Source organism: Rhizobium sp. NZLR1 (genome assembly GCF_017357385.1).
Classification (GTDB): domain Bacteria; phylum Pseudomonadota; class Alphaproteobacteria; order Rhizobiales; family Rhizobiaceae; genus Rhizobium.
Map to the genome: position 1 here is coordinate 963,110 of NZ_CP071632.1, position 21,570 is coordinate 984,679.

Below are 21,570 nucleotides of genomic sequence, written 5' to 3' on the forward strand. Positions count from 1 at the left end.
CGTCGCGCAAGCGAAGGGCAATGAAGGGCGTGCCGTTTGGGCTCCTTGTATCTGCACGTTAGAGATTTTGTGCGATGGAAGCGATTGAGCCTCTGGCCGGGTGGCCACCCGGCCAGAGGCGTGACGAAGTCGCCCGTTCCCCCTCTGGTTACAACCGTGGATGAGCCTGGGATCTTCGTCATCGTCACGTACGACCGAATAGTCGCTTGGTTCCAATCGCACGCACAAGGCAGGTTACCGTGAACAGAGTTATATGTGGAGTGGATGTTTCGAAGGACTGGCTGGATGCGTCTATCCGCCCGTCCGGGACGTTTGAGCGTTTCAGCAATGACGCCACCGGCATCGGCGCGCTGGCCGATCTTTGCCGGGCCGAGAATGTCGAGCTCGTCGTCATGGAGGCTTCCGGCGGTTACGAGCGGACGGCCTTCCTGTTGTTGTGGGAGATGGGGATCGCCTGCGCCTTGGCTAATCCGCGCCATGTGCGCCGGTTTGCCGAAGCCATGGGCTTTCTGGAAAAGACCGACCGCATCGATGCGGCGATGATCGCCCATTATGCCGAAACCAAGCGGCTGGCTGCCCTGCCGCCGCCGAAAGCCGCGCAGATGCGGCTGTCGGCGCTGATGGCGCGGCTGTCCCAGGTCACGAGTGACCTGACCGTCCAGAGGCAGCGCCGCAGTGCGGCCCGCGATCATCAGAGCGTGGCAAGCCTCAACGAGGTGATCGCGCTTCTGGTGCGCCAGAGCCGCACCCTCGAAGGCGAGATTGCCTCGATGATCGATGACGATCCGCTCTGGGCCTGCCTCAACCAGGCCTTTCGCTCGATCAAGGGCGTGGCCAACCGTACCGTTGCCCGGCTGATGGCCGAATTGCCTGAGATCGGCCGGATCTCCAACAAGGCGATCGCCAAGCTGGCCGGCCTTGCGCCGATTGCCAACGACAGCGGCAAACGCAGCGGACATCGGCCGGTGCGCGGCGGGCGCTCCGGACCACGCGCCATTCTGTTCCTGGTTGGCGCCATCGCAGCCCGACACAATCCGCATCTGGCGGCATTCCAGCAAAGGTTGCAAAGCCAGGGCAAACCGAAAATGGTCATCCGCATCGCGCTCGCCCGAAAACTCCTGGTCATTCTCAATGCAAAAGCACGAGATGCGCGAAGAGAATTCGAACATGCAACTTGACAGCCCAGATAGTCGCTCATCCGACCCTTCGGGCCACCTTCTCCCCGCTGGGGAGAAGAGAGAGCAAGCCTGACCTCGGCCATAGCCACATTCCGGTACGGCCCGTTAACCCGACGTCAAGGTTAATGAGAGATTTTCGATGGAATGATCCCGCGTTCCATTGCCGGAGTTGGTTTTGCGTCGAAAGAGCTCTTCCCGTAGCAAGCTGCGTCTTTTCCCCGAGAACTGGGTATCGCCGATGATCTTCGGGCTTGCCTGCTGGCTGATCTTCCCGAGCGTCACGTCCCATGCCGATCTCGCCGCCATGCTTGCCGGCCTCGATCATGAGGGTGGGAACTGGCGCATGGTGCTGACCAATTCGCCGGCCGGTTCCATCCATCAGGCCGAACTTGCCTTCGCCGACCCGACGGTGACAGGCACGATCTCGTCAGGGGCCGGCATGGTGCTTCCCGATGGCCGCAAGGTTGCTTTCACTGCCAAAGACAAGGGCACCGCCAAGGACAAGGGCCACGAGGACACGCCGGACGAGGATCGCGTCAACCGCGCCACCAAGAAGGGCCGCGTCGTCGCCGTCGAGAGGATGCAGCCGCCGAAGGACTTTTCCGCCGGCTCTATCCTCGAGCGCACCAAGATGCTGTTCACCCCGAGCTTCGATCTCAAGGACAGGTCGGCCTTCGTCAAGCCGAAGATCCAGGGCAAAGAAATCGAGATCGCCACATCTTTCTATAAGAAGCTGCCGGTGGTGACCGATGATGGCGTGCCGGCGATGCTTGCAAGCCTCGTCACCAGCGACAAGGCCGATGTGCTTGCCACTGCCTATGGGCCGGCCGCACCCGACTATTCCCGCCAGTCGCCCTTCGATTCCATACTGACCGAGCAGGACAGCGGCCGCTTCGTTCCGGAGATCGGCCCGCGCGACCATGCCTGGGCCGCAAGCATATTGGCGCCGAGCGTCTTTTCCGCCCGCGAACAGCAGTGCCTTGCCTCCGGCATCTATTTCGAGGCGCGTGGGGAATCGGTGAAGGGCCAGGCGGCAGTCGCCCAGGTCATCCTCAACCGCGTCCGCAACCCTTCCTATCCGAAAACCATCTGCGGCGTCGTCTACCAGAACGAAGATTGGCGCAACCGCTGCCAGTTTTCCTTCGCCTGCGACAGCATCAAGGACCGGGTGAACTCGGAATACCACTGGCGGATGGCTCGCGATGTGGCGATGGCGGTGACCGCCGGCAAAATCTGGCTGCCGCAGGTGGGCTCGGCGACTCATTACCATGCCGTCTATGTCAGGCCGAAATGGGCAAAGACCATGGAAAAGGTCGGCCGCATCGGTCTTCACGTCTTCTATCGCACCTATGGCGGCGGCTGGAGCTGAGATAAATCGCCTGCACAAGCTGATTTACCGGGCTCAAAAGCGGATTCTTTCCATCGAATTTAAGCGATCGACCCAAAATCGGTTTATCTCTTTGATTCGATGAAATTATTTTCTCGCTGGACAGAAGCTGTCTACGCCTTGACTATGCTAATCCCTAAAACTATGTTGCGCGCGACTTCAGAACGGGCCGGAAGGGTCTCACCCTTCGCGTCCGGGGTCCGAATGACCGGGGTAGCGGGAGTGCGGGCAACGGGCAAGCGAGGAGAGATCCATGGCGGACGACCGCGAGGAAAGTCTTGAAAAGCGCCGTACGCAACTGGAAGCGAAACTCGCGACCAAGCGTGTCGAGACGGGGAAGGACGAGGCCAGGGAAGCCCGTGCCGAGGTAAGCCGCAAAGGTTATGCCCAGGCGATGAAGCTTTCCAGCGAGTTCATTTCCGCCATCGTCGTCGGTGCCGTCCTTGGCTATGTCTTCGACCGTTTTGTTGGCACGGCGCCTTGGGGGATGATTGTTCTTCTGCTTCTCGGATTCTGTGCCGGCGTTCTGAACGTGCTGCGTTCTGCGGGGGTGGTGGCCCATCCCCTGGACGACGACAAGAAATAGGGACCGGGTTCCGGTCCAGTGCAATGACCCCGCGTCCTGCGGGCCAAAGAGAGAGAACAAGCGGTGTCTAACGATCCGACTCATCAGTTCCTGATCCAGAAGATTGTGCCGATCGAAATCGGCGGAATTGATTTTTCGTTCACCAATGCATCGCTCTTCATGGCCGCTTCCGCTGCCGTTGCCGTCGGCTTCCTTTATTTCGCGACCTCAAACCGTGCCATCGTGCCGGGCCGTTCGCAGTCGGTCGCGGAAATGTCCTATGAATTCATCGCCAACATGCTGAAGGAAGGCGCGGGCAAGCAGGGAATGAAATTCTTCCCGCTGGTCTTCTCGCTCTTCATGTTCGTGCTGACGGCGAACCTGCTTGGCATGTTCCCGTATTTCTTCACGGTGACGAGCCAGATCATCGTGACCTTCGCCCTTGCCCTGCTCGTCATCGGCACCGTCGTCGTCTACGGTTTTTATAAGCACGGCTTCCGCTTCTTCAATCTCTTCGTGCCGCAGGGCGTGCCGGTCGCGCTGTTGCCGCTGGTGGTGACGATTGAAATCATTTCCTTCCTGTCGCGGCCGATTTCACTCTCGGTTCGTCTTTTCGCCAACATGCTCGCTGGTCACATCACGCTCAAAGTGTTCGCAGGCTTCGTCGCCTCGCTTGGAACCCTGGGTGCTCTCGGTGTCGGCGGCGCCGTTCTTCCCCTCATCATGACCGTCGCCCTGACCGGTCTCGAGTTCCTCGTCGCCTTCCTTCAGGCTTACGTCTTCGCGGTGCTGACTTGCATGTACCTCAACGACGCAATCCATCCGGGCGGGCACTAAGGATAACGACATCGACGTCTCGAGGGCGTCAGTCATTCGCCGCAACAACCATTTCAAAGGAGTTCAACATGGAAGCGGAAGCAGCAAAGTACATCGGTGCAGGCCTGGCTTGCTTTGGTATGGCCGGTACGGCTCTCGGCCTCGGCAATATTTTCGGCAGCTACCTCTCCGGCGCACTGCGCAATCCGTCTGCCGCTGACGCCCAGTTCGGCCGTCTGGTATTCGGTTTCGCCGTTACGGAAGCTCTGGGCATCTTCTCGCTGCTCATCGCTCTCCTCCTCCTCTTCGCCGTCTGATATCGGCGAATAGATGGATCACGGCCTGCGACCGCAAGCCGTGATCCTTTGCATTTGCAGTCCACCTGGAGGTGAGAATGTTTTTTGTGACCCCGGCTTACGCTGAAGAAGCACCGGCGGCAGCGACGGGTACGGATGCGCATGCCGCTCCGGCCGCAGGCGAGGTCCATACCGAGACCGGTGTTGCCGAAGGCGGACACGCCCGCGGCCCTTTCCCGCCTTTCGATTCGACGACCTTCGCGTCTCAGCTGCTCTGGCTGGTGATCACGTTCGGCGTCTTCTATTTGCTCATGCAAAAGGTCATCGCGCCGCGCATCGGGGCGATCCTCGATCAGCGTCACACGCGCCTTTCCCAGGATCTGGAAGAAGCAGGCCGCCTGAAGGCGGAAGCCGACGCTGCCGTCCGGACCTATGAAGGTGAACTGGCCGCTGCCCGCGCCAAATCCAACGCGATCGGCGCTGCCGCACGCGATGCCGCCAAGGCCAAGGCCGAAGAGGATCGCCGCGCTGTCGAGGCGAGCCTGTCGGAAAAGATCAAGGCTGCCGAGCTCCGCATCGGCGAGATCAAGGCCAAGGCCTTTGCCGACGTCGGCACCATTGCCGAGGAAACCGCGGCTGCCGTGGTCGATCAGCTGATCGGCGGCACCGTAGCCAAGGCCGATGTTGCCGCTGCCGTCGCGGCGGCCAAGAAGGAGGCTTGATCGATGGAATTTGCCTTTGACGCGACTTTCTTCGCCTTTGTCGGCCTCGTCCTCTTCCTGGCCCTGGTGGTTTATCTGAAGGTTCCGGGCATGATGGCAAGGTCGCTCGACGACCGTGCCGACCAGATTCGCAACGAATTGGCCGAAGCCAAGCGCCTGCGCGAGGAGGCCCAGCACCTGCTCGCCGAATACCAGCGCAAGCGCAAGGAAGCGGAAGCCGAAGCTGCCCACATCGTAGCCGCTGCCGAGCGCGAAGCCGAAATGCTGACCACTGAGGCGAAGATGAAGACGGAAGAATTCGTCGCCAATCGCACGGCGGTTTCCGAGCAGAAGATCAAGCAGGCCGAGGCCGAGGCGATCAAGGCGGTGCGTTCCGCTGCCGTCGATCTCGCAATCGCCGCCGCCGAAACGGTGCTTGCCAAGCAGGCCGACGCCAAGGTCCAGTCCGAACTCTTCGGCAATGCCGTCGGCCAGGTCAAGACGCGGCTCAACTGAGCGCTTCGAAAAGATTGAGATCGAAGGCCGGGCATGTCCCGGCCTTTCTTGTTGGCAGACGTTTTTATCTATCCCAAGCTGTGCGCCACGGCTGTCGGCTTGGCGCCGAAGACTGCTCCTCACCCTAACTCTCTACCAGTAAACGAGGCGAGGGAACGTGCCAAACGCGGCTTTGAGGTTAAGGAAGCGGGTGCGGCTTGTCCCTTCGCTCCGCGAGCGGGGAGAGGTGCCGGCAGTGGATGAGGGGCAAGCGCTCGACAGTCCGGAGGCCAAGGTCTTTTCTTTTGATCAGGCCTATTCGGAAATCAGCTCGTCCATCTCAGGACCATCCTCGACCTTGCGCAGCGGCCGAAAACTCATCCGGTGCAGGGAGCAGGGGCCATGTTTTTCGATACCGGCGCGGTGCTGCGCCGTGCCGTATCCCACATGGGCGGCAAAGCCGTAGTCCGGAAACACCCGATGGACCCGGGCCATCATCCGGTCGCGCGTTACCTTGGCGACGATCGAGGCGGCAGCGATCGAGACTGAACGGGCATCACCCTTGACCACAGCCTGCCCTGGGCAATCGAGGCCGGGCGGCACGTCTAGCCCGTCGGTCAGCACGTAGCTTGCCGGAATGGCGAGGCCGCAGATAGCGCGGCGCATGGCGTCGAGGCTCGCCTTGCGGATATCGGTCTCGTCGATGCGGGTCGAGCTGGAGGAGGCGATGGAGACGGTGGCGGTCGCCAGGATCTGCACGAACAACTCCTCGCGCCGTTGCGCCGAAAGCTGCTTGGAATCCTTCAGACCCTCAGGGATGCGCTTCGGATCGAGGATGACGGCGGCTGCGACGACCGGCCCGGCCAGTGGCCCGCGGCCTGCCTCGTCGGCGCCGGCGACCGGCCAGTGGCCGGCCTTGCGGGCTTTGAGCTCCAGCCGGAAATCCGGCACCAGCGGAACCGCTTGGAAAAGCAGCGGAGAATCGGGTGGCGTGCGAGGTTTCATGCGGCTGAACCTCGCACGCCAACCCGATTGCCCGCAAGTCCCCGATCAGGGCGGCGGTCGGGGACCGGGTCCGGCGGATGGTGGCGGTCAGGCCCATCCGCGGGAATTGCGCTCGGAGCTCGAAAACAGGGCGGTTTCTCGATGGGCCGATGCGCAAGCTTCAAGCAATTGCAGGAAAAGTGCCTTGCGGTTTTCCCAGGCAAGGCGCGAAGCGCCTTTGCCAAGAATTGCGTAAAAAGTCAGGTCAATTCCAGGAAAAGTGCCTTGCGGTTTTCCCCGGGGCAAAGCGCGAAGCGCTGTTGCCCAGAATTGCGTAAAACAAACGGTTACAGCAGTGACAGTTGCACGCCGCTACCATCAGGCGGCACGAACAGGTCGTCGCGCAATGGCATGCCGCGTCGCGTCAGGCCGAAACGTCTTGCCGCCATTTCAAAGCGCCGGGCGATCTGCCAGGCATAGGGACCGGCGCCCTTCATACGTTTGCCGAATTCGGCATCATAATCCTTGCCGCCGCGCATCGAGCGCACCAGCGACATCACATGCCGGTAACGATCGGGGTAGTGCTGCAGCAGCCAGTCGCGAAACAGCGGGCTGACCTCGAGCGGCAGCCTCAGGATGACATAACTCGCCTCGGCTGCGCCGGCAGCCTTGGCCGATTCGAGGATGCGTTCCAGCTCGTGATCGTTCAGCGCCGGGATCAGCGGGGCGGCCATCACAGCCGTCTGGATGCCTGCTTCCGACAGCGTGTGAATGGTCTCCAGCCGGCGCGGCGGCGTGGCGGCGCGAGGCTCCATCGTCCGGGCAAGCTTGCGGTCGAGCGTGGTCACGGAGATGCCGACGCGCACCAGGTTCTTCGCCGCCATATCCTGCAGAATATCGAGATCCCTCAGGATCATCGCCGACTTGGTGACGATCGATACCGGATGGTTCGCCTTGTTCAAGACCTCAAGAATGCCGCGCATGACGCGCCACTCCTTCTCGATCGGCTGATAGGGGTCGGTATTGGTGCCGATCGCGATCGCCCGCACCTTATAACCCGGCTTGGCGAGTTCCCGCTCCAGCAGTTTTGCCGCATCCGGCTTGGCAAAGAGCTTCGTCTCGAAATCGAGCCCCGCCGAGAGCCCCATATAGGCATGTGTCGGCCGGGCGAAACAATAGATGCAGCCATGTTCGCAGCCACGATAGGGATTAATCGAACGGTCGAAGGGAATATCCGGCGATTCGTTGCGGGTGATGGCCGTGCGGGGTTTCTCGATCTGCACGTCGGTCTTGAACGGCGGAAGCTCTTCCAGCGTCTGCCAGCCGTCATCGATGGTTTCCCGCTGCAGCGCCTCGAACCGCCCGGTCGGGTTCAGTCCCGCCCCACGCCCGCGCCGCCGATCGACCTCGATCCGCAGGCCGGAAGACACCATCATCGCATCGGCAATATCTGCTGTGTTGGCAGGCGCGAATGCGGCCTGCCCTGCCAGGGACTGCTCTCTCATCGGATTCTCCCGTGACGGAAAGCCATCGCTCCCGCCCGTTTTGATGATTAAATTCCTATCCGCAAAACAAGAACAATGCAAGAACAAAATGCGGAAAACGCCGCTGGCAAAATTTTGTGCGGCGCATTATGAATAGGCAATGTTGACGGTTGTTCTCGAATGTCAGGATCAGGAATCTGAGCTGGCGCAGACCCTATCGGTATTGGTGGCAGGCGCGGTGGAGGGGCTCGTCAGCGATGTGGTCGTGCTTGATCACGGCTCGCGCGACGGCACCTCGCGGGTCGCCGACGCCGCCGGCTGCCGTTTTCATTCGCAGTGGGATATCAAGGACATCGTCCGCTCGGCCCGCGGCGAATGGCTGCTTTTCGTCGAGCCGGGCGCCAGACCCCAGGCCGGCTGGATCGACGAGATCGCCGAATATGTCGCGCTGAACAAGCTGCCGGCGCGTTTCACCGCCTCGCGCGGCTACCGGCGCCCGTTCCTCCGCCGCCTCGGCCGCGCCGTGCCGCCGCTGGAGCTTGGTTTGCTGATGCCGAAGAAACAGGCGCTCGCCGCTGCCCATAGCGGCATGCGCCTTGCTGAGTTCGCCAAGGGTCAGAAACCACGCAAGCTCGCGAGCGAACTGATTCCCTCCTGGGTCGCCAGAGCCGCGCGGTAATATTCGCGCTCCTCCCGTCATCGCGCAAAGATGGCGCCCAATGGAATTTTGCGCTATAATTCGTCGATGGCGCCGCCGAAGCGCCTCGCTTCGCAACGGATGGCCATGGAATGCCGGTGGACGGCAGAACAGGTCAGCGAAAATCTCCTCTTCTGCCGGGGTCCCGGCGAAAGGAGGTGCGTCATGGCACACGGTATGGTCTACGGCCTGCTGGCCGTCATATTGCCGACATTGATGATCGCGCATCCGCATTCGGCAGCATCGCAGACGATGCTCAGTTGCGCAGGCCGATCCGACGTCGTCAATTTCCTTGACAGGAACTTCGCTGAAAAGCTGACGGCAGTCGGCCTGGTCAACCAGAACGCCGTTCTCGAGGTCTATGCCGCCGAAAGCGGAACCTGGACGCTCGTCGTCACGGATGTTCATGGCATCAGCTGCATCCTGCTGTCGGGTGATAGCTGGGAAACGATGCCCGCTTTGCCGGGCCTTGCCATATAGCGAATTCAAAAGCGCGGCCCGCTTTAGTTGTTTTATGAATGTCGGTATCCCGGAACCGCGGCACACTCCCGGGCGACATGCATTATTTCGCCGCGCCGCGTTTCAAATGCTCGTCCAGACGCGGCATGATTTCGACGAAATTGCACGGCGCGCTGCGGTAGTCGAGCTGCCCTTTCAAAATGCCGTCCCAGGCATCCCGGCAGGCGCCGGGCGAGCCCGGCAGCGCGAAGATGAAGGTGGCGTTTGCAACGCCTGCCGTAGCGCGCGACTGGATCGTCGCCGTGCCGATCTTCTCATAGGAGATGTGGTGGAAGATGGCGGAAAAGCCGTCCATGCGCTTTTCGAACAAAGGTTCCAGCGCCTCAGGCGTCACATCGCGGCCGGTGAAGCCGGTGCCGCCGGTGGTGATGACGACGTCGATCTCGTCCCGTTCGGTCCAGGCCTTCACCCGGGCTGCAATTTTCTCCCGATCGTCAGGCACGATCGCTCGGTCGACCAGCCTGTGGCCCGCCTCGGTAATTCGCTCCGCCAGCGTGTCGCCTGACTTGTCCGTCTCCGGAGTGCGCGTATCCGAAACTGTGAGAATCGCGATGCCGACGGCGATGAAGGGCCGCTTTTCTTCCAGACCAGCCATCACATGCCTCCTGAAACCGTTTCCGTTACCTGAAAATACCAGTCGGGCCGCTCGGCGTGAAGAGCTGCCGCCGCATCTTGCGCGGCCGTCATGCTGGCAAAGATCCCGAAACAGGTGGCGCCGGAACCGGACATGCGAGCCAAAAGCGCGCCGCGCGCCTGCAGCATCGCCGAGATTGCCGCAATCTCAGGCACGAGATCGCGCGCAGGCGGCTCCAGGTCGTTACGGGCAGCGCCAATCGCCGCGAGCCAGCCGGTAGCCCCACGAAGACCCGGAGCGAGGTTCAGAGCCGGATTGTTCTTTGTCGCCAGTCGGCGGAAAACCTTGGGCGTCGAGACACCCTTCAGCGGGTTGGCGAGCACCATGGCAAACGCGGGCAGATCCGGCACGGCTTCGATCTGTTCACCGATGCCGTGGGCAATCAGCGGCCGGCTCTCAAGGCACATCGGCACGTCGGCGCCGAGCTGCAGCGCCAAGGGCGCGAGCGTCTCCACGGGCAAGGTCGTCTCCCAGAGCCGCATCAGCCCGCGTAGCGTCGCGGCCGCATCGGCTGAGCCGCCGCCGATGCCGGAGGCGATCGGCAGGTTCTTTTCCAAGTGGATGTGAACGGGGAAGGCGAGGGGGCCGACCGCCGCGCGCAACAAATCACGCGCCCGCAGCACCAGATTGGCTTCGCCGTCGCCGGCAAGCGTCTCGCCGAAACGGCCCGACAGGGAGAACGCGTCGGCCGGCGCGCGCAAGAAGCTCAGCCGATCGCCGCAATCTGCGAAAGTGACCAGCATATCGAGCAGATGATAACCATCTGCCCGCTGGCCCGTCACATGCAAAGCGAGGTTGATCTTCGCGCGAGCCTCTTCGGTGACACTGAAAGCGCCTGATATGCCCTCGTCAGGCATGTCTCGCCCGTCAGGATTTCTTGTCGACCGGCGGCGGGGTGACCGGTGCCGGATCCGGCTGCTTCTTGTCGGCCGCTTTGGCATCGTCGCTGGCGGCAGGCAGGCCGTTGGCGACCTTTTCCTTGATCTTCGGGACCTCGGCGGCTTCGGGTTCGGAGGCGAGCGCCCGGTTCCACTGATAAACGGCTTCGAGCTTGCGGCCGACGCGCCAATAGGCATCGCCGAGATGGTCGTTGATCGTGGCGTCGCCGGCCTTGATCTGTGCTGCCCGTTCCAGTTCGTCGACGGCGTCGTCGAAGCGGTTGAGGCGGAAATAGGCCCAGCCGAGCGAATCGATGATGTAGCCATCGTCTGGGCGAAGGTCGACGGCCTTCTTGATCATGCCGAGACCTTCGTCGAGGTTCCGGTTCATGTCGATCCAGGAGTAGCCGAGATAGTTCAGCACCTGCGGCTGGTCGGGATTGAGCTCCAGGGCCTTGCGGAAGTTCGGTTCCGCCTGGTCCCACTTCTTCAGCCGCTCATAGGCGATGCCGCGCTGGAAGAAGACGCTCCAGTTGGCACGGCCGGGAATCGGACCGATCGCTTCGACGGCCTTGTCGTAATTGGCCGCCATCGCCTCGTAGTCCTTGGCGTCGGAGAGCACGCTGCCATAGGCGAGGTAGCTGCGGATATCCTTCGGGTCGGAGGCGATCAGCGCCTGCAGGTGCTTGCGCGCCTCGTCTACCTTGCCGCCCTGGGCAAGGGCGAGGCCGAGTTGCAGTTCGGAGATGCGCCGCATCGGCGAATTCTCCGGCACCTTCTTGTAGAGCGCGATGGCGCGGTCCATCTGGTTCTGCTTCTCGGCGATGCCGCCGAGCAGCACCAGCGTATCGGCGCTGTTCGGGTCGAGCGCATTGGCGGTCTGCAGGTAAAGCGAGACGATATCCTCGGCGCCGTCGCGGTTCAGCGCGCCGCCGACCGAAAACAGCACGCCGGCGGCCCCTTCTTCGGCCGTCTTGACCTGCTGTTCCTGCTTTTCGTCTTTTTCGATACTGGCGCGCAGCGCGTTCAACGGCGCATAGTTCGGCAGCAGATTGTCGCCGACGGAGACGGCGTCGAGCGCCTTCTGCTTATTGCCTTGTATTGCCTCGAGGCGTGCAAGTGCCATCACTGCGCGCATGAAGGTGTCGGGCGCCGTCGCACCTCCCTCCTTGTCGAGCACGGCATCGTTCAGATGCTTTCGGGCGGATTTCACGTCGCCGGTGGTGATGGCGATCGCGCCTGCATTATAATTCTGGAAGATGCCGACCCAGTCCGGCCCCTTCATCTTCTCGACCATGACGAGCGCTTCCTTGCCGCGGCCGGCGCCGACGCGAGCCCAGGCGAGCAGCAGGTCGTTCATCATCCGATCGAGATCGTTCGGCCCGTTATATTTGAGGATGGTCTCGGCGGTCTTGTAGTCATCACGGCGCACGGCATCCATACCGCGCACGATCGTGGTAATGCGCTCGACGGACGGATCGCCCTTCAGGTCGTTGGCATATTTGACGCCGTCCTTGATGTCGCCATTGAGCAGTAGCGAGATCATCAGCCGCTGGCGGATCTCGGGATTGCCGGGCTCGATCTGCAGCGCCTTCTTGTAGAGTTCGATCGCCGTTTCATAGTCATGGTCGACATCGGCCGTGCGCGCCGCGAGGAAGGCGCCGGAGAAAGTGGTAACGCTATCGGCATCGAAGCTGTCGGTTGTTCCGGCTTCACTCGCCTTGGCCGCATCCTCGGCGTTGACACCGCCGACGCCGCCCAGCGAAAGGACAGCGGCAAGCGCTGCGCTCGTAAGAAGACGGATGGCAATTCTCTGCCGCATTAGGAAACCTTTCTTCGACAGCGTCCCGACACTGGTGCCGGTCGCAAACCAGTTGCGCTCACTGATTCATAACAGGATGGCTTTTTTGAAGCGGCGCTGCAAGAAAATCAGCCCGCAATCGAGCATGTGTGATCAGTTGACACGCTCGATGCAGAAATCGATCACTTCCATCAGGGCGGATTTCCATACCGTATCGGGCAGGGGCGCAAGCGCGTCCCTTGCGATCGTGCCGTAATGGATCGCGCGGCCGATCGTGTCGGCGAGCGTGCCGTATTTGGTGATCAGCCCGAGCGCTTTTTCGAGGTTCGCGTCGGTGCTGTTGCCGGCTTCGATCGCATCGCGCCAGAAGGCGCGCTCGTCCTCGGTACCGCGGCGATAGGCGAGAATGACCGGCAGGGTGATCTTGCCCTCGCGGAAATCGTCGCCGACATTCTTGCCGAGATCGGCCGCCTTGCCGCCATAGTCGAGCGCGTCGTCGACGAGCTGGAAGGCAAGCCCCAGATTCATCCCATAGGATTTCAATGCATTGCGACCGGAGCGACCGGCCTCGGCGACGATCGGCCCGACTTCGGCGGCAGCGGCAAAGAGGGCGGCCGTCTTCGCGCGGATGACAGAGAGATAATCGTCCTCCGTCGTCTCCATGTTCTTGGCGACGGAAAGCTGCAGCACCTCGCCTTCGGCGATCACGCAGGCAGCGGAAGACAAGACGTCGAGCGCATCGAGCGAGCCGACATCGACCATCATGCGGAAGGCCTGGCCGAGCAGGAAGTCGCCGACCAGCACACTTGCCTGGTTGCCCCAGATCATCCGCGCTGTCGATTTGCCGCGGCGCAGATCGCTTTCGTCGACGACATCGTCATGCAGCAGCGTCGCCGTGTGCATGAACTCGACTGACGTGGCGAGCTTGACATGGTTTTCGCCCCTGTAGTCGAACAGCGAGGCGGACGCCAGCGTCAGCATCGGCCGCAACCGCTTGCCGCCGGACGAGATCAGATGGTTCGCCACTTCGGGGATCATCTGCACATCGGAGCCGGCCTTGGACAGAATGAGCTGGTTCACCCGCTCCATGTCCGCCCTGGTGAGATCGACCAATGGCTTGATGGATGCCAGTTTGTTTTTGCTTTCTTCAAGCGGTATGACCACGCCCAACGACCCGGACTCCTGTTCATTCTTTGCATCTGACAATAGAAAGGGGCGATGGACGCGGCAAGGGGTGAATTGTCGCGCAAGACGAAATTGGAAGGAAAACGACGGCAAATGCATGAACTTATCCGCGCCAACGACCCCGTTCTGCTCTCCTTTGCCGAGAGTTTGATGAAGGATGCCGGAATTCACTGCTTCATCGCCGATCAGGGCATGAGCGTCCTGGAAGGCTCGCTCGGCATGCTGCCGCGCCGCCTGCTGGTGGATGAAGAGATGGCCGATCAGGCGCGCCGCATCCTGACCGACGCCGGCCTCGGCGGCGAATTGCGCGACAGGAAGTGAGCGCCCGATGACCGGGGAGCCTGCCGAAACCATCGATGCCTTTCATCGCGGCGCCTTCCATCTGGTGCAGCCGAAGGGCAGGGGCCATCGCGCCGGCATGGATGCGATGCTGCTTGGCGCCCTCGTCGCTGACGATCGGCCGGTCAGGGTCGCCGATCTCGGCGCCGGCGCTGGTGCTGCCGGCCTTGCCGTCGCCTCGCGCCTTGCCGATGCGGACGTGGTGCTTTTCGAGCGTTCGGCCGAGATGGCCGATTATGCCCGCCGCAGCATCCTTCTGCCCGAAAATGCCCATTTCGCCGCCCGCGTCAGCGTCGTCGAAGCCGATGTGACGCTGACTGCCAAGGCGCGCAACGATGCCGGTCTCATCGACGAGAGTTTCCACCACGTCATCATGAACCCGCCCTTCAACCACGCCGGCGACCGGCGCACGCCGGATGCGCTGAAGGCCGAAGCCCATGCGATGACCGACGGCCTGTTTGAAAGCTGGATCCGCACGGCTGGCGCCATCATGATCTCGGGCGGGCAATTGTCGCTGATCGCAAGGCCGCAATCGATCGCCGAGATCGTTATCGCCTGTGGCCGGCGTTTTGGCGGCATCGAGATCACTACCATTCATCCGCGCCAGGGTGAAAACGCCGTCCGTATCCTGATGACGGCGATCAAGGGATCGCGGGCTCGACTGTCGCTGCGCGCGCCTCTGATCATGCACGAAGAAGGCAGCCATAAGTTCTCCCCTCTCGTCGATGATTTCAACAATGGCCGGGCGGCCTATGCCAGGCTTTGAAAGCGCGTGCATCGAAGCTGTTCATTGGCGAGGGATGATTTGTGACAATATCCGACCCGCGGAAGCGCCTGCTCGATCTTCTGCGCATCGTTGCTGCCTATAATGACAAAGGATATCAGTGGATCCCGCATGACGCTGCACAGGTGGCGCTTTACCGACATCGGGTCCAAAGCGAGATCCTGCAGCTAACGACTGAGATCGGCGAGCAAGCCTTCAGCGCCGATCTGCTTGACATGTTGAAATCCGGCGTGGCCGTCCGAGACGACAGCGGCGATGCCCATCTCCTGGCCAAATCGGAACTCTCCTGAATGGTCGGAAAACCGCAGTTAGAGACCTGGTGGATCCAAATCGATCGATGAATGGCGGACAAATCAAAGCGCGGCGCATCAACCAAGGTCGATGCGCCGCGCTGTCGTTTCTTAGTCCCGGACCGCCGCACGCAGCCGGCGCCGCACTTTCGTTAGCCGGTGACGAAGTCGAAGAGCAGCTTGACGTTGAGGCCGGCGATGACGACTGCGATCAGATAGGCGATGCCGCTCAGCCAGCGCGGCGCGACGAGTTCGCCCATCTTGGCCTTGCTGGCGGTGAACATGACAAGCGGGAAGACGGCGAAGGAAAGCTGCAGGCTGAGCACCACTTGAGTGAGGATCAAAAGCTCCGCCGTGCCCTGGTCGCCATACCAGATGGTGACGATCGCCGCCGGCACGATGGCGATGGCGCGGGTGATCAGCCGGCGCACCCAAGGTTTCAGCCTGATCTTCAGGAAGCCTTCCATGACGATCTGGCCGGCAAGTGTTGCCGTCACCGTCGAGTTGAGGCCGCAGCATAAGAGCGCGATGCCGAACAGCGTCGGCGCGATGGCGAGACCGAGCAGCGGCGACAGCAGCGAATAGGCGTCGCCGAGTTCGACGACATCGGTCTTCCCATGCGCATTGAAGGCGGCAGCCGCGAGAATCAGGATCGAGGCGTTGACCAGCAGGGCGAAGCACAGGGCCACCGTCGAGTCGATCGTCGCAAAGGTCAGCGCCTCCTTCTTCTCGGGAACCGTATGGCCATAGGCCCGTGTCTGGACGATGCCGGAGTGGAGGTAGAGATTGTGCGGCATGACGGTCGCGCCGAGAATACCGAGCGCCAGATAGAGCATCTCCGGATTGGTGACGATCTCCGTCGTCGGGAAGAAGCCGGTGACGACGGCGCCCCATTGCGGGTCGGCAAGCAGGATCTGCACGCCGAAGCAGACCGCGATGACGCCGAGCAGCGCAATGATGAAGGCTTCCACCCAGCGGAAACCAAGCTTCTGCAGGAAGAGGATGACGAAGACGTCGAGCGCGGTGATCAGCACACCAAGTTCGAGCGGGATGCCCATCAGCAGGTTGAGGCCGATCGCCGTGCCGATCACCTCGGCGATATCGGTGGCGATGATGGCGATTTCCGCAAAGGCCCACAGCGGTATCGAGACATATTTCGGAAAGGCGTCGCGGCAGGCCTGCGCGAGGTCACGGCCGGAGGCGATCGCCAGACGTGCGCAGAGCGATTGCAACACGATCGCCATCAGGTTGGAAAGCAGCGCGACGGTGAGCAGCGCATAGCCGAATTTCGAGCCGCCGGCGAGCGAGGTCGCCCAATTGCCGGGATCCATGTAACCGACGGCGACCATGTAGCCCGGTCCGGCGAAGGCGGCCGCCCGCCGCCATCTCGAGCTGTGACGCCCGGTTCCGACGGTGCGGTAGACATCCGATAGCGACGCCTCGCCGCGTTCGTGCCGCCAGCCGCTTCTTGCATTCGGATTCAGGGCATCCATGCGATTTCCACCTGTTTATCGTGTCTGCACTATGACGAATTAGAATGATAATGCAAGTCATTCGCAACAACAAAATCAATCCGATGTTTTCAGGTCCGATGTTTCGAGAACGCAGCCATTGCGTTTGTCGTTCCAGCGCATACATGGATGCCGATCGCGGATTGACGATCGTGCGACCCGAAGCGAAGGATAAGAGATGGCTGGATTGTTGAGAAAGCTGCTGCCGAAACGGTTCCGCAAGGACGGCATCACCATCCCGGTCGTCCGGCTGCAGGGGGCGATCGTCAGCGGCGGCGGCCAGTTCCGGCCGGCCCTCAATCTCGCCAATGTCGCTCCGGTTCTGGAGAAGGCCTTCGCCATGAAGGACGCGCCGGCGGTTGCCATCTCGATCAATTCGCCCGGCGGTTCGCCCGTCCAGTCCCGCCTGATCTTCACCCGCATTCGGGAACTCGCTCGCGAGAAGCAGAAGAAGGTGCTGGTCTTCGTCGAGGACGTCGCCGCGTCCGGCGGTTACATGATCGCCCTTGCCGGCGACGAGATCATTGCCGACGCCACCTCGATCGTCGGCTCGATCGGCGTCGTTTCCGGCGGGTTCGGCTTTCCCGAGCTCTTGAAGAAGATCGGCGTCGAGCGCCGCGTTTACACCGCCGGCGAAAACAAGGTGATCCTCGACCCTTTCCAGCCCGAAAAGGAAAAGGACATCGAATACCTGAAGAGCCTGCAGCTCGAAATCCACCATGTTTTCATAGCAATGGTGCGCGAACGCCGCGCCGGCAAGCTGCGGGATGATGCGGCGGTGTTCTCCGGCCTGTTCTGGAGCGGCACCCGCGGCCTTGAGCTCGGCCTCATCGATGGCCTCGGCGACATGCGCCAGGAATTGAAGCGGCGCTACGGCCAGAAGACCAAGCTGGAGCTTGTCACCGCCGGCCGCGGCCTGCTCGGCCGCCGCATTCCCGGCGTGTCGCCGGTGTCGCTCGAAGGGGCGGCGTCCGGTCTTGCCACAGGGCTTGCCGAAGCGGCGGAAGAAAGAGCATTGTGGAGCCGTTTCGGGCTTTGAGGGGAGCAGAATAGGGTCATGCCGCAGCTTATTACCATCCTGATCCTGGTCTTCTCAGCCTGGTGGCTCTATCGCCGCTTCGTCTCCGATGCCCGCAAGCTCGCCGAAAAGTCGCGCCGGGCTGAGAAAGAGCGCCAGACCGGCGCGATCGGCACGCTGGTCAAGGATCCGGTGACCGGGGAATACCGGCTGAAGCGCGAGGGAGAATAGGCGCCACAGCTCCGCTTGCCGCGCGTCGGGGCTGCCCCTCATCCGGCTGCCGCCACCTTTTCCCCGCAAACGGGGCGAAGGGGATATGCCGCAACGTCTCCGTCCCTCGCTGGCTTCTCGCAGGGCACGTCCCCTCGCCCCGTTTAGGGGGAGAGGGTTAGGGTGAGGGGCAGAGGCTCTCTCCACACAGCGTTGCCACCCGCGCAAAACTCTTGACCCCTGCCGCCCTCCATGGCACCTGTCGCGCCGATAATCTCTAAGCAATCGGTGCCGTTTCATGTCAGCTATGCCAGACCATATGAACCCGAAGCGCTCCTTCCAGGCGCTGATCCTGACCCTGCATAACTATTGGGCGGACAAGGGTTGCGCGGTGCTACAGCCCTACGACATGGAAGTCGGCGCCGGCACCTTCCACCCCGCCACAACGCTGCGCGCCCTCGGCCCCAAGCCGTGGAAGGCCGCCTACGTCCAGCCGTCGCGGCGCCCATCCGATGGCCGCTACGGCGAAAACCCGAACCGGCTGCAGCATTATTACCAGTATCAGGTCATCTTGAAGCCGAACCCTGCGAATCTGCAGGAGCTTTATCTCGGATCGCTTTCGGCAATTGGTCTCGATCCGCTGCTGCACGATATCCGCTTCGTCGAGGACGACTGGGAAAGCCCGACGCTCGGCGCCTGGGGGCTCGGCTGGGAATGCTGGTGCGACGGCATGGAAGTGTCGCAGTTCACCTATTTCCAGCAGGTCTGCGGCATCGAATGCTCGCCGGTCGCTGGCGAACTGACCTATGGCCTCGAACGCCTCGCCATGTATGTCCAGGGTGTCGACAATGTCTACGACCTGAACTTCAACGGCCGCGAAGGTGATGAGAAGATCAGCTATGGCGATGTCTTCCTGCAGGCCGAGCAGGAATACTCTCGCCACAATTTCGAATTCGCCAATACCGAGATGCTGCATCGCCACTTCGTCGATGCCGAGAAGGAATGCCGGGCGCTGCTCGATGCCGGCGCGCCTGCCGACAACGCCAACCAGCGCCTGCACAAATGCGTCTTCCCGGCCTATGACCAGTGCATCAAGGCCAGCCACGTCTTCAACCTGCTCGACGCCCGCGGCGTCATCTCCGTCACCGAGCGCCAGAGCTATATCCTGCGCGTGCGCACCCTCGCCAAGGCCTGCGGCGAAGCCTTCCTGCTGACCGACGCTGGCGGCATCAACCTGTCGAAAGAGGCGGCGTGACGCAAAAGCCTGCCAGCCGTATCGTCCATATCAACGGCTGGCCAGGCACTGGGAAGCTGACTGTCGGCCGTTTGCTGGCTGAAAGGCTCGGCGCGCGGCTCATCGACAATCACACGCTGCTCAATCCGGCCGAGGCTCTGTTCTCCCGCAGCGATCCGTTGCACGCATCGCTGCGCGGGCAGATCCGCCAGGCGTTTTTCGACCATGCCGTGCGCGCCAACCCGGCCGAAAGCTTCGTCTTCACCGATGCGCTCTCGGATGACGCAGATGATAGTGCGGTCTTCTCCTGGTATCGCGATCTGGCTGCCGCAAGAGGCGTTAATCTTGTGGCGATCCTGATCGATTGTGCGCCGGAAGAGAATGCCAGGCGCCTTGCCTCTCCCGGTCGGTCCGAGGCGCTCAAGCTGACGGATACGGCAACGCTGCAACGGTTGCGGGCAAACTATAAACTGCTGCGCGGACTGGCTGAACGCACCGTCGAAATCGACACGACAGGCCTTTCGCCGGCGCACACGATGGCCCGAATCCTCGAAGATAGCGGCGTTTGACGGCAACCGGGAAACCTGCGTAGTCTCCGCCCGGACATTACTTCGCTGCGGGGGATTCGCGATGTATATTGCACTTGGCGTCATCGTTCTGGTCGTGCTCTACGTCGTCTTTATCTACAACGGCCTGGTTCGCTCCCGGCAGATGGCGGAGGAAGCCTGGTCGGGCATCGACGTGCAGCTGAAGCGCCGCGCCGATCTGATCCCGAACTTGATCGAGACGGTCAAGGGTTATGCCGCCCATGAAAAGACCACGCTCGAAGAGGTGGTTTCGCTTCGCAACAAGGCGCAGGCCGTGCCATCAGGCGATGTTGCCGGCAGGGCGCAGGCGGAAGGCCTGCTTGGCCAAGCGCTCGGGCGGGTCATCGCGCTCGCCGAAGCCTATCCCGATCTCAAGGCCAACCAGAATTTTGCCGAGCTGCAGGCCTCGCTGGAAACCATGGAAGGCGAGCTGCAGATGGCGCGGCGGTATTACAACGGTGCCGCCCGCGACCTGAACGTCAAGGTCGAAAGCTTCCCCTCCAATCTCGTCGCCGGCCAATTCGGTTTTGCCAAGCGGGAATATTTCGAAATCACCAACGAGACCGACCGCGCCGTTCCCAGCGTGAAATTCTGACGATCCGGCATTTTGCCTTTGCGAAAAAGCGATTAAGAGCAGGGGCAGACTGCGGCCGATAAGGCTCGCCCCATGGACGGAAGACTCAGCATGACACGCACAGCCAAACTCACGATCATCCCGCCGGGCAAGCCGCTTTCGGGCCGCGCCATGCCGCCGGGCTCGAAGTCGATCACCAATCGCGCGCTGCTGCTCGCCGGCCTCGCCAAGGGCACGAGCCGGCTGACCGGTGCGCTGAAGAGCGACGATACGCGCTATATGGCCGATGCGCTGCGCGCCATGGGTGTTGTGATCGACGAGCCCGATGATACCAGCTTCGTCGTTACCGGCAGCGGCAGGCTGCTGCCGCCGAAAGCGCCGCTCTTCCTCGGCAATGCCGGCACGGCGACGCGCTTCCTGACGGCCGCGGCCGCCCTGGTCGACGGCACGGTGATCGTCGATGGCGACGAACATATGCGCAAGCGCCCGATCGGCCCGCTGGTCGAGGCGATGCGCACCCTCGGCATCGATGCGAGCGCCGAAACCGGCTGCCCGCCGGTCACCGTCAAAGGCACCGGCCGCTTCCAGGCCGACCGCATCCGCATCGATGGCGGTCTGTCCAGCCAGTATGTCTCGGCGCTGCTGATGATGGCGGCCGGCGGCGACCGGCCGGTCGATATCGAACTGGTCGGCGAGGATATCGGCGCGCTCGGTTATATCGATCTGACCACGGCGGCGATGAAAGCCTTCGGCGCCAAGGTCGAAAAGACCAGCGCCGTCACCTGGCGCGTCGAGCCGACCGGCTACCGCGCCGCCGACTTCATCGTCGAGCCCGATGCCTCGGCTGCCACCTACCTCTGGGCCGCCGAGGTCCTGACCGGCGGCGCGATCGATCTCGGCGTTCCCTCCGACGCCTTTTCGCAGCCGGATGCGCGCGCCTACGACATGATCGCCCGTTTTCCGCAGCTGCCGGCGGAGATCGACGGCTCGCAGATGCAGGATGCCGTCCCGACGCTTGCGGTGCTTGCCGCCTTCAACGAGACGCCGGTTCGCTTCGTCGGCATCGCCAACCTGCGCGTCAAGGAATGCGATCGTATCCGGGCGCTCTCGACCGGCCTCAACGGTATCGTTCCGGGGCTTGCCCGCGAAGAGGGCGACGATCTGATCGTAAAGTCCGATCCCGCACTTGCAGGACAGCGTCTTCCGGCCGAGATCGACAGCTTTGCCGATCACCGTATCGCCATGAGTTTCGCGCTCGCCGGGCTGAAGATCGACGGCATCACCATTCTCGATCCCGATTGCGTCGGCAAGACCTTCCCCGCCTATTGGCGGACGCTCGCCGCCCTCGGCGTGACATATCAGGACAAAGATTGAGGTAACGTGCAGCCGAGGCTGCCGGCGGG

Annotated in this window: 25 protein-coding genes; 18 read left to right on the forward strand and 7 right to left on the reverse strand. The window is 62.2% G+C overall.

Going from position 1 to position 21,570, the window contains the following annotated elements; all coding sequences use genetic code 11:
* The first annotated feature begins 239 nt into the window (after nucleotides 1-239).
* From J3O30_RS04780 to J3O30_RS04810, 7 genes are all read left to right on the forward strand, one after another.
* Nucleotides 240-1,178: an IS110 family transposase gene (locus J3O30_RS04780; protein WP_207580684.1), complete on the forward strand. Its 939-nt coding sequence runs from the start codon at nucleotides 240-242 to the stop codon at nucleotides 1,176-1,178.
* A 175-nt stretch (nucleotides 1,179-1,353) separates the two neighbouring features.
* Nucleotides 1,354-2,547, forward strand: a complete 1,194-nt coding sequence (locus J3O30_RS04785) for a cell wall hydrolase (protein ID WP_207583127.1) — start codon at nucleotides 1,354-1,356, stop codon at nucleotides 2,545-2,547.
* A 271-nt stretch (nucleotides 2,548-2,818) separates the two neighbouring features.
* Entirely contained in the window at nucleotides 2,819-3,151 is a 333-nt protein-coding gene (locus tag J3O30_RS04790) for an AtpZ/AtpI family protein (protein WP_207583128.1), read from the forward strand.
* A 63-nt stretch (nucleotides 3,152-3,214) separates the two neighbouring features.
* Nucleotides 3,215-3,967 carry a F0F1 ATP synthase subunit A gene (locus J3O30_RS04795; protein ID WP_207583129.1) on the forward strand — a complete coding sequence of 251 codons (753 nt, stop codon included), beginning with the start codon at nucleotides 3,215-3,217 and terminating at the stop codon, nucleotides 3,965-3,967.
* Between the two features lie 68 nt (nucleotides 3,968-4,035).
* Complete coding sequence (locus J3O30_RS04800) at nucleotides 4,036-4,263, forward strand: F0F1 ATP synthase subunit C (protein ID WP_207583130.1); 228 nt, start codon at nucleotides 4,036-4,038, stop codon at nucleotides 4,261-4,263.
* A 77-nt stretch (nucleotides 4,264-4,340) separates the two neighbouring features.
* Nucleotides 4,341-4,964: a F0F1 ATP synthase subunit B gene (locus J3O30_RS04805; RefSeq protein WP_207583131.1), complete on the forward strand. Its 624-nt coding sequence runs from the start codon at nucleotides 4,341-4,343 to the stop codon at nucleotides 4,962-4,964.
* Nucleotides 4,965-4,967: 3 nt separating this feature from the next.
* Nucleotides 4,968-5,459, forward strand: coding sequence for a F0F1 ATP synthase subunit B (locus tag J3O30_RS04810; protein WP_207583132.1), 492 nt, complete (start codon nucleotides 4,968-4,970; stop codon nucleotides 5,457-5,459).
* Nucleotides 5,460-5,753: 294 nt separating this feature from the next.
* Here the strand turns inward: J3O30_RS04810 and J3O30_RS04815 are convergent, their stop codons facing one another.
* Together J3O30_RS04815 and J3O30_RS04820 are read right to left on the reverse strand one after the other, a co-directional pair.
* Nucleotides 5,754-6,443: a ribonuclease HII gene (locus J3O30_RS04815; RefSeq protein WP_207583133.1), complete on the reverse strand. Its 690-nt coding sequence runs from the start codon at nucleotides 6,441-6,443 to the stop codon at nucleotides 5,754-5,756.
* Nucleotides 6,444-6,769: 326 nt separating this feature from the next.
* Entirely contained in the window at nucleotides 6,770-7,927 is a 1,158-nt protein-coding gene (locus tag J3O30_RS04820) for a PA0069 family radical SAM protein (protein WP_207583134.1), read from the reverse strand.
* Nucleotides 7,928-8,066: 139 nt separating this feature from the next.
* Between J3O30_RS04820 and J3O30_RS04825 the strand changes: the two genes are divergently transcribed.
* Nucleotides 8,067-8,585, forward strand: a complete 519-nt coding sequence (locus tag J3O30_RS04825) for a glycosyltransferase family A protein (protein ID WP_207583135.1) — start codon at nucleotides 8,067-8,069, stop codon at nucleotides 8,583-8,585.
* A 183-nt stretch (nucleotides 8,586-8,768) separates the two neighbouring features.
* Nucleotides 8,769-9,083 carry a hypothetical protein gene (locus J3O30_RS04830; protein WP_207583136.1) on the forward strand — a complete coding sequence of 105 codons (315 nt, stop codon included), beginning with the start codon at nucleotides 8,769-8,771 and terminating at the stop codon, nucleotides 9,081-9,083.
* Between the two features lie 82 nt (nucleotides 9,084-9,165).
* On the opposite strand, the gene moaB is transcribed toward J3O30_RS04830, so the two are convergent.
* From moaB to J3O30_RS04850, 4 genes are all read right to left on the reverse strand, one after another.
* Nucleotides 9,166-9,717 carry a molybdenum cofactor biosynthesis protein B gene (gene moaB, locus J3O30_RS04835; protein ID WP_207583137.1) on the reverse strand — a complete coding sequence of 184 codons (552 nt, stop codon included), beginning with the start codon at nucleotides 9,715-9,717 and terminating at the stop codon, nucleotides 9,166-9,168.
* Entirely contained in the window at nucleotides 9,717-10,613 is an 897-nt protein-coding gene (locus J3O30_RS04840) for a 4-(cytidine 5'-diphospho)-2-C-methyl-D-erythritol kinase (protein WP_207583138.1), read from the reverse strand. The genes moaB and J3O30_RS04840 overlap by 1 nt, the downstream gene beginning before the upstream one ends.
* A 10-nt stretch (nucleotides 10,614-10,623) precedes the next feature.
* Complete coding sequence (locus J3O30_RS04845; protein WP_207583139.1) at nucleotides 10,624-12,456, reverse strand: tetratricopeptide repeat protein; 1,833 nt, start codon at nucleotides 12,454-12,456, stop codon at nucleotides 10,624-10,626.
* 132 nt (nucleotides 12,457-12,588) lie between these two features.
* On the reverse strand, nucleotides 12,589-13,605 hold the full coding sequence (locus tag J3O30_RS04850) for a polyprenyl synthetase family protein (RefSeq protein WP_207583140.1): 1,017 nt from the start codon (nucleotides 13,603-13,605) through the stop codon (nucleotides 12,589-12,591).
* 108 nt (nucleotides 13,606-13,713) lie between these two features.
* On the opposite strand from J3O30_RS04850, the gene J3O30_RS04855 reads away from it, so the two are divergent.
* From J3O30_RS04855 to J3O30_RS04865, 3 genes are read left to right on the forward strand one after another with little or no spacing between them, the layout of a single operon-like run.
* The gene (locus tag J3O30_RS04855; RefSeq protein WP_007632954.1) at nucleotides 13,714-13,941 is read left to right on the forward strand and encodes a DUF2007 domain-containing protein; all 228 of its coding nucleotides are present in this window, start codon (nucleotides 13,714-13,716) and stop codon (nucleotides 13,939-13,941) included.
* Nucleotides 13,942-13,948: 7 nt separating this feature from the next.
* On the forward strand, nucleotides 13,949-14,725 hold the full coding sequence (locus tag J3O30_RS04860) for a methyltransferase (protein ID WP_207583141.1): 777 nt from the start codon (nucleotides 13,949-13,951) through the stop codon (nucleotides 14,723-14,725).
* A gap of 41 nt (nucleotides 14,726-14,766) precedes the next feature.
* Nucleotides 14,767-15,033, forward strand: a complete 267-nt coding sequence (locus J3O30_RS04865; RefSeq protein WP_207583142.1) for a hypothetical protein — start codon at nucleotides 14,767-14,769, stop codon at nucleotides 15,031-15,033.
* 152 nt (nucleotides 15,034-15,185) lie between these two features.
* Here J3O30_RS04865 and J3O30_RS04870 read toward each other — a convergent pair whose 3' ends face one another.
* Nucleotides 15,186-16,526 (reverse strand): Nramp family divalent metal transporter, encoded by a 1,341-nt coding sequence (locus tag J3O30_RS04870; protein WP_207583143.1) that lies wholly within the window; start codon nucleotides 16,524-16,526, stop codon nucleotides 15,186-15,188.
* A 196-nt stretch (nucleotides 16,527-16,722) separates the two neighbouring features.
* Between J3O30_RS04870 and J3O30_RS04875 the strand changes: the two genes are divergently transcribed.
* From J3O30_RS04875 to J3O30_RS04900, 6 genes are all read left to right on the forward strand, one after another.
* Nucleotides 16,723-17,583, forward strand: coding sequence for a S49 family peptidase (locus J3O30_RS04875; protein ID WP_207583144.1), 861 nt, complete (start codon nucleotides 16,723-16,725; stop codon nucleotides 17,581-17,583).
* An 18-nt stretch (nucleotides 17,584-17,601) separates the two neighbouring features.
* Nucleotides 17,602-17,793, forward strand: a complete 192-nt coding sequence (locus J3O30_RS04880) for a hypothetical protein (RefSeq protein WP_207583145.1) — start codon at nucleotides 17,602-17,604, stop codon at nucleotides 17,791-17,793.
* A 277-nt stretch (nucleotides 17,794-18,070) separates the two neighbouring features.
* On the forward strand, nucleotides 18,071-19,027 hold the full coding sequence (locus J3O30_RS04885) for a glycine--tRNA ligase subunit alpha (RefSeq protein ID WP_207583146.1): 957 nt from the start codon (nucleotides 18,071-18,073) through the stop codon (nucleotides 19,025-19,027).
* A complete protein-coding gene (locus J3O30_RS04890) occupies nucleotides 19,024-19,575 on the forward strand; it encodes an AAA family ATPase (RefSeq protein WP_207583147.1) in 552 nt (183 codons plus the stop codon). The genes J3O30_RS04885 and J3O30_RS04890 overlap by 4 nt, the downstream gene beginning before the upstream one ends.
* A 61-nt stretch (nucleotides 19,576-19,636) precedes the next feature.
* Nucleotides 19,637-20,188 carry a LemA family protein gene (locus J3O30_RS04895; protein ID WP_207583148.1) on the forward strand — a complete coding sequence of 184 codons (552 nt, stop codon included), beginning with the start codon at nucleotides 19,637-19,639 and terminating at the stop codon, nucleotides 20,186-20,188.
* A gap of 90 nt (nucleotides 20,189-20,278) precedes the next feature.
* On the forward strand, nucleotides 20,279-21,541 hold the full coding sequence (locus J3O30_RS04900; RefSeq protein WP_207583149.1) for a 3-phosphoshikimate 1-carboxyvinyltransferase: 1,263 nt from the start codon (nucleotides 20,279-20,281) through the stop codon (nucleotides 21,539-21,541).
* The last annotated feature ends 29 nt before the right edge of the window (nucleotides 21,542-21,570 follow it).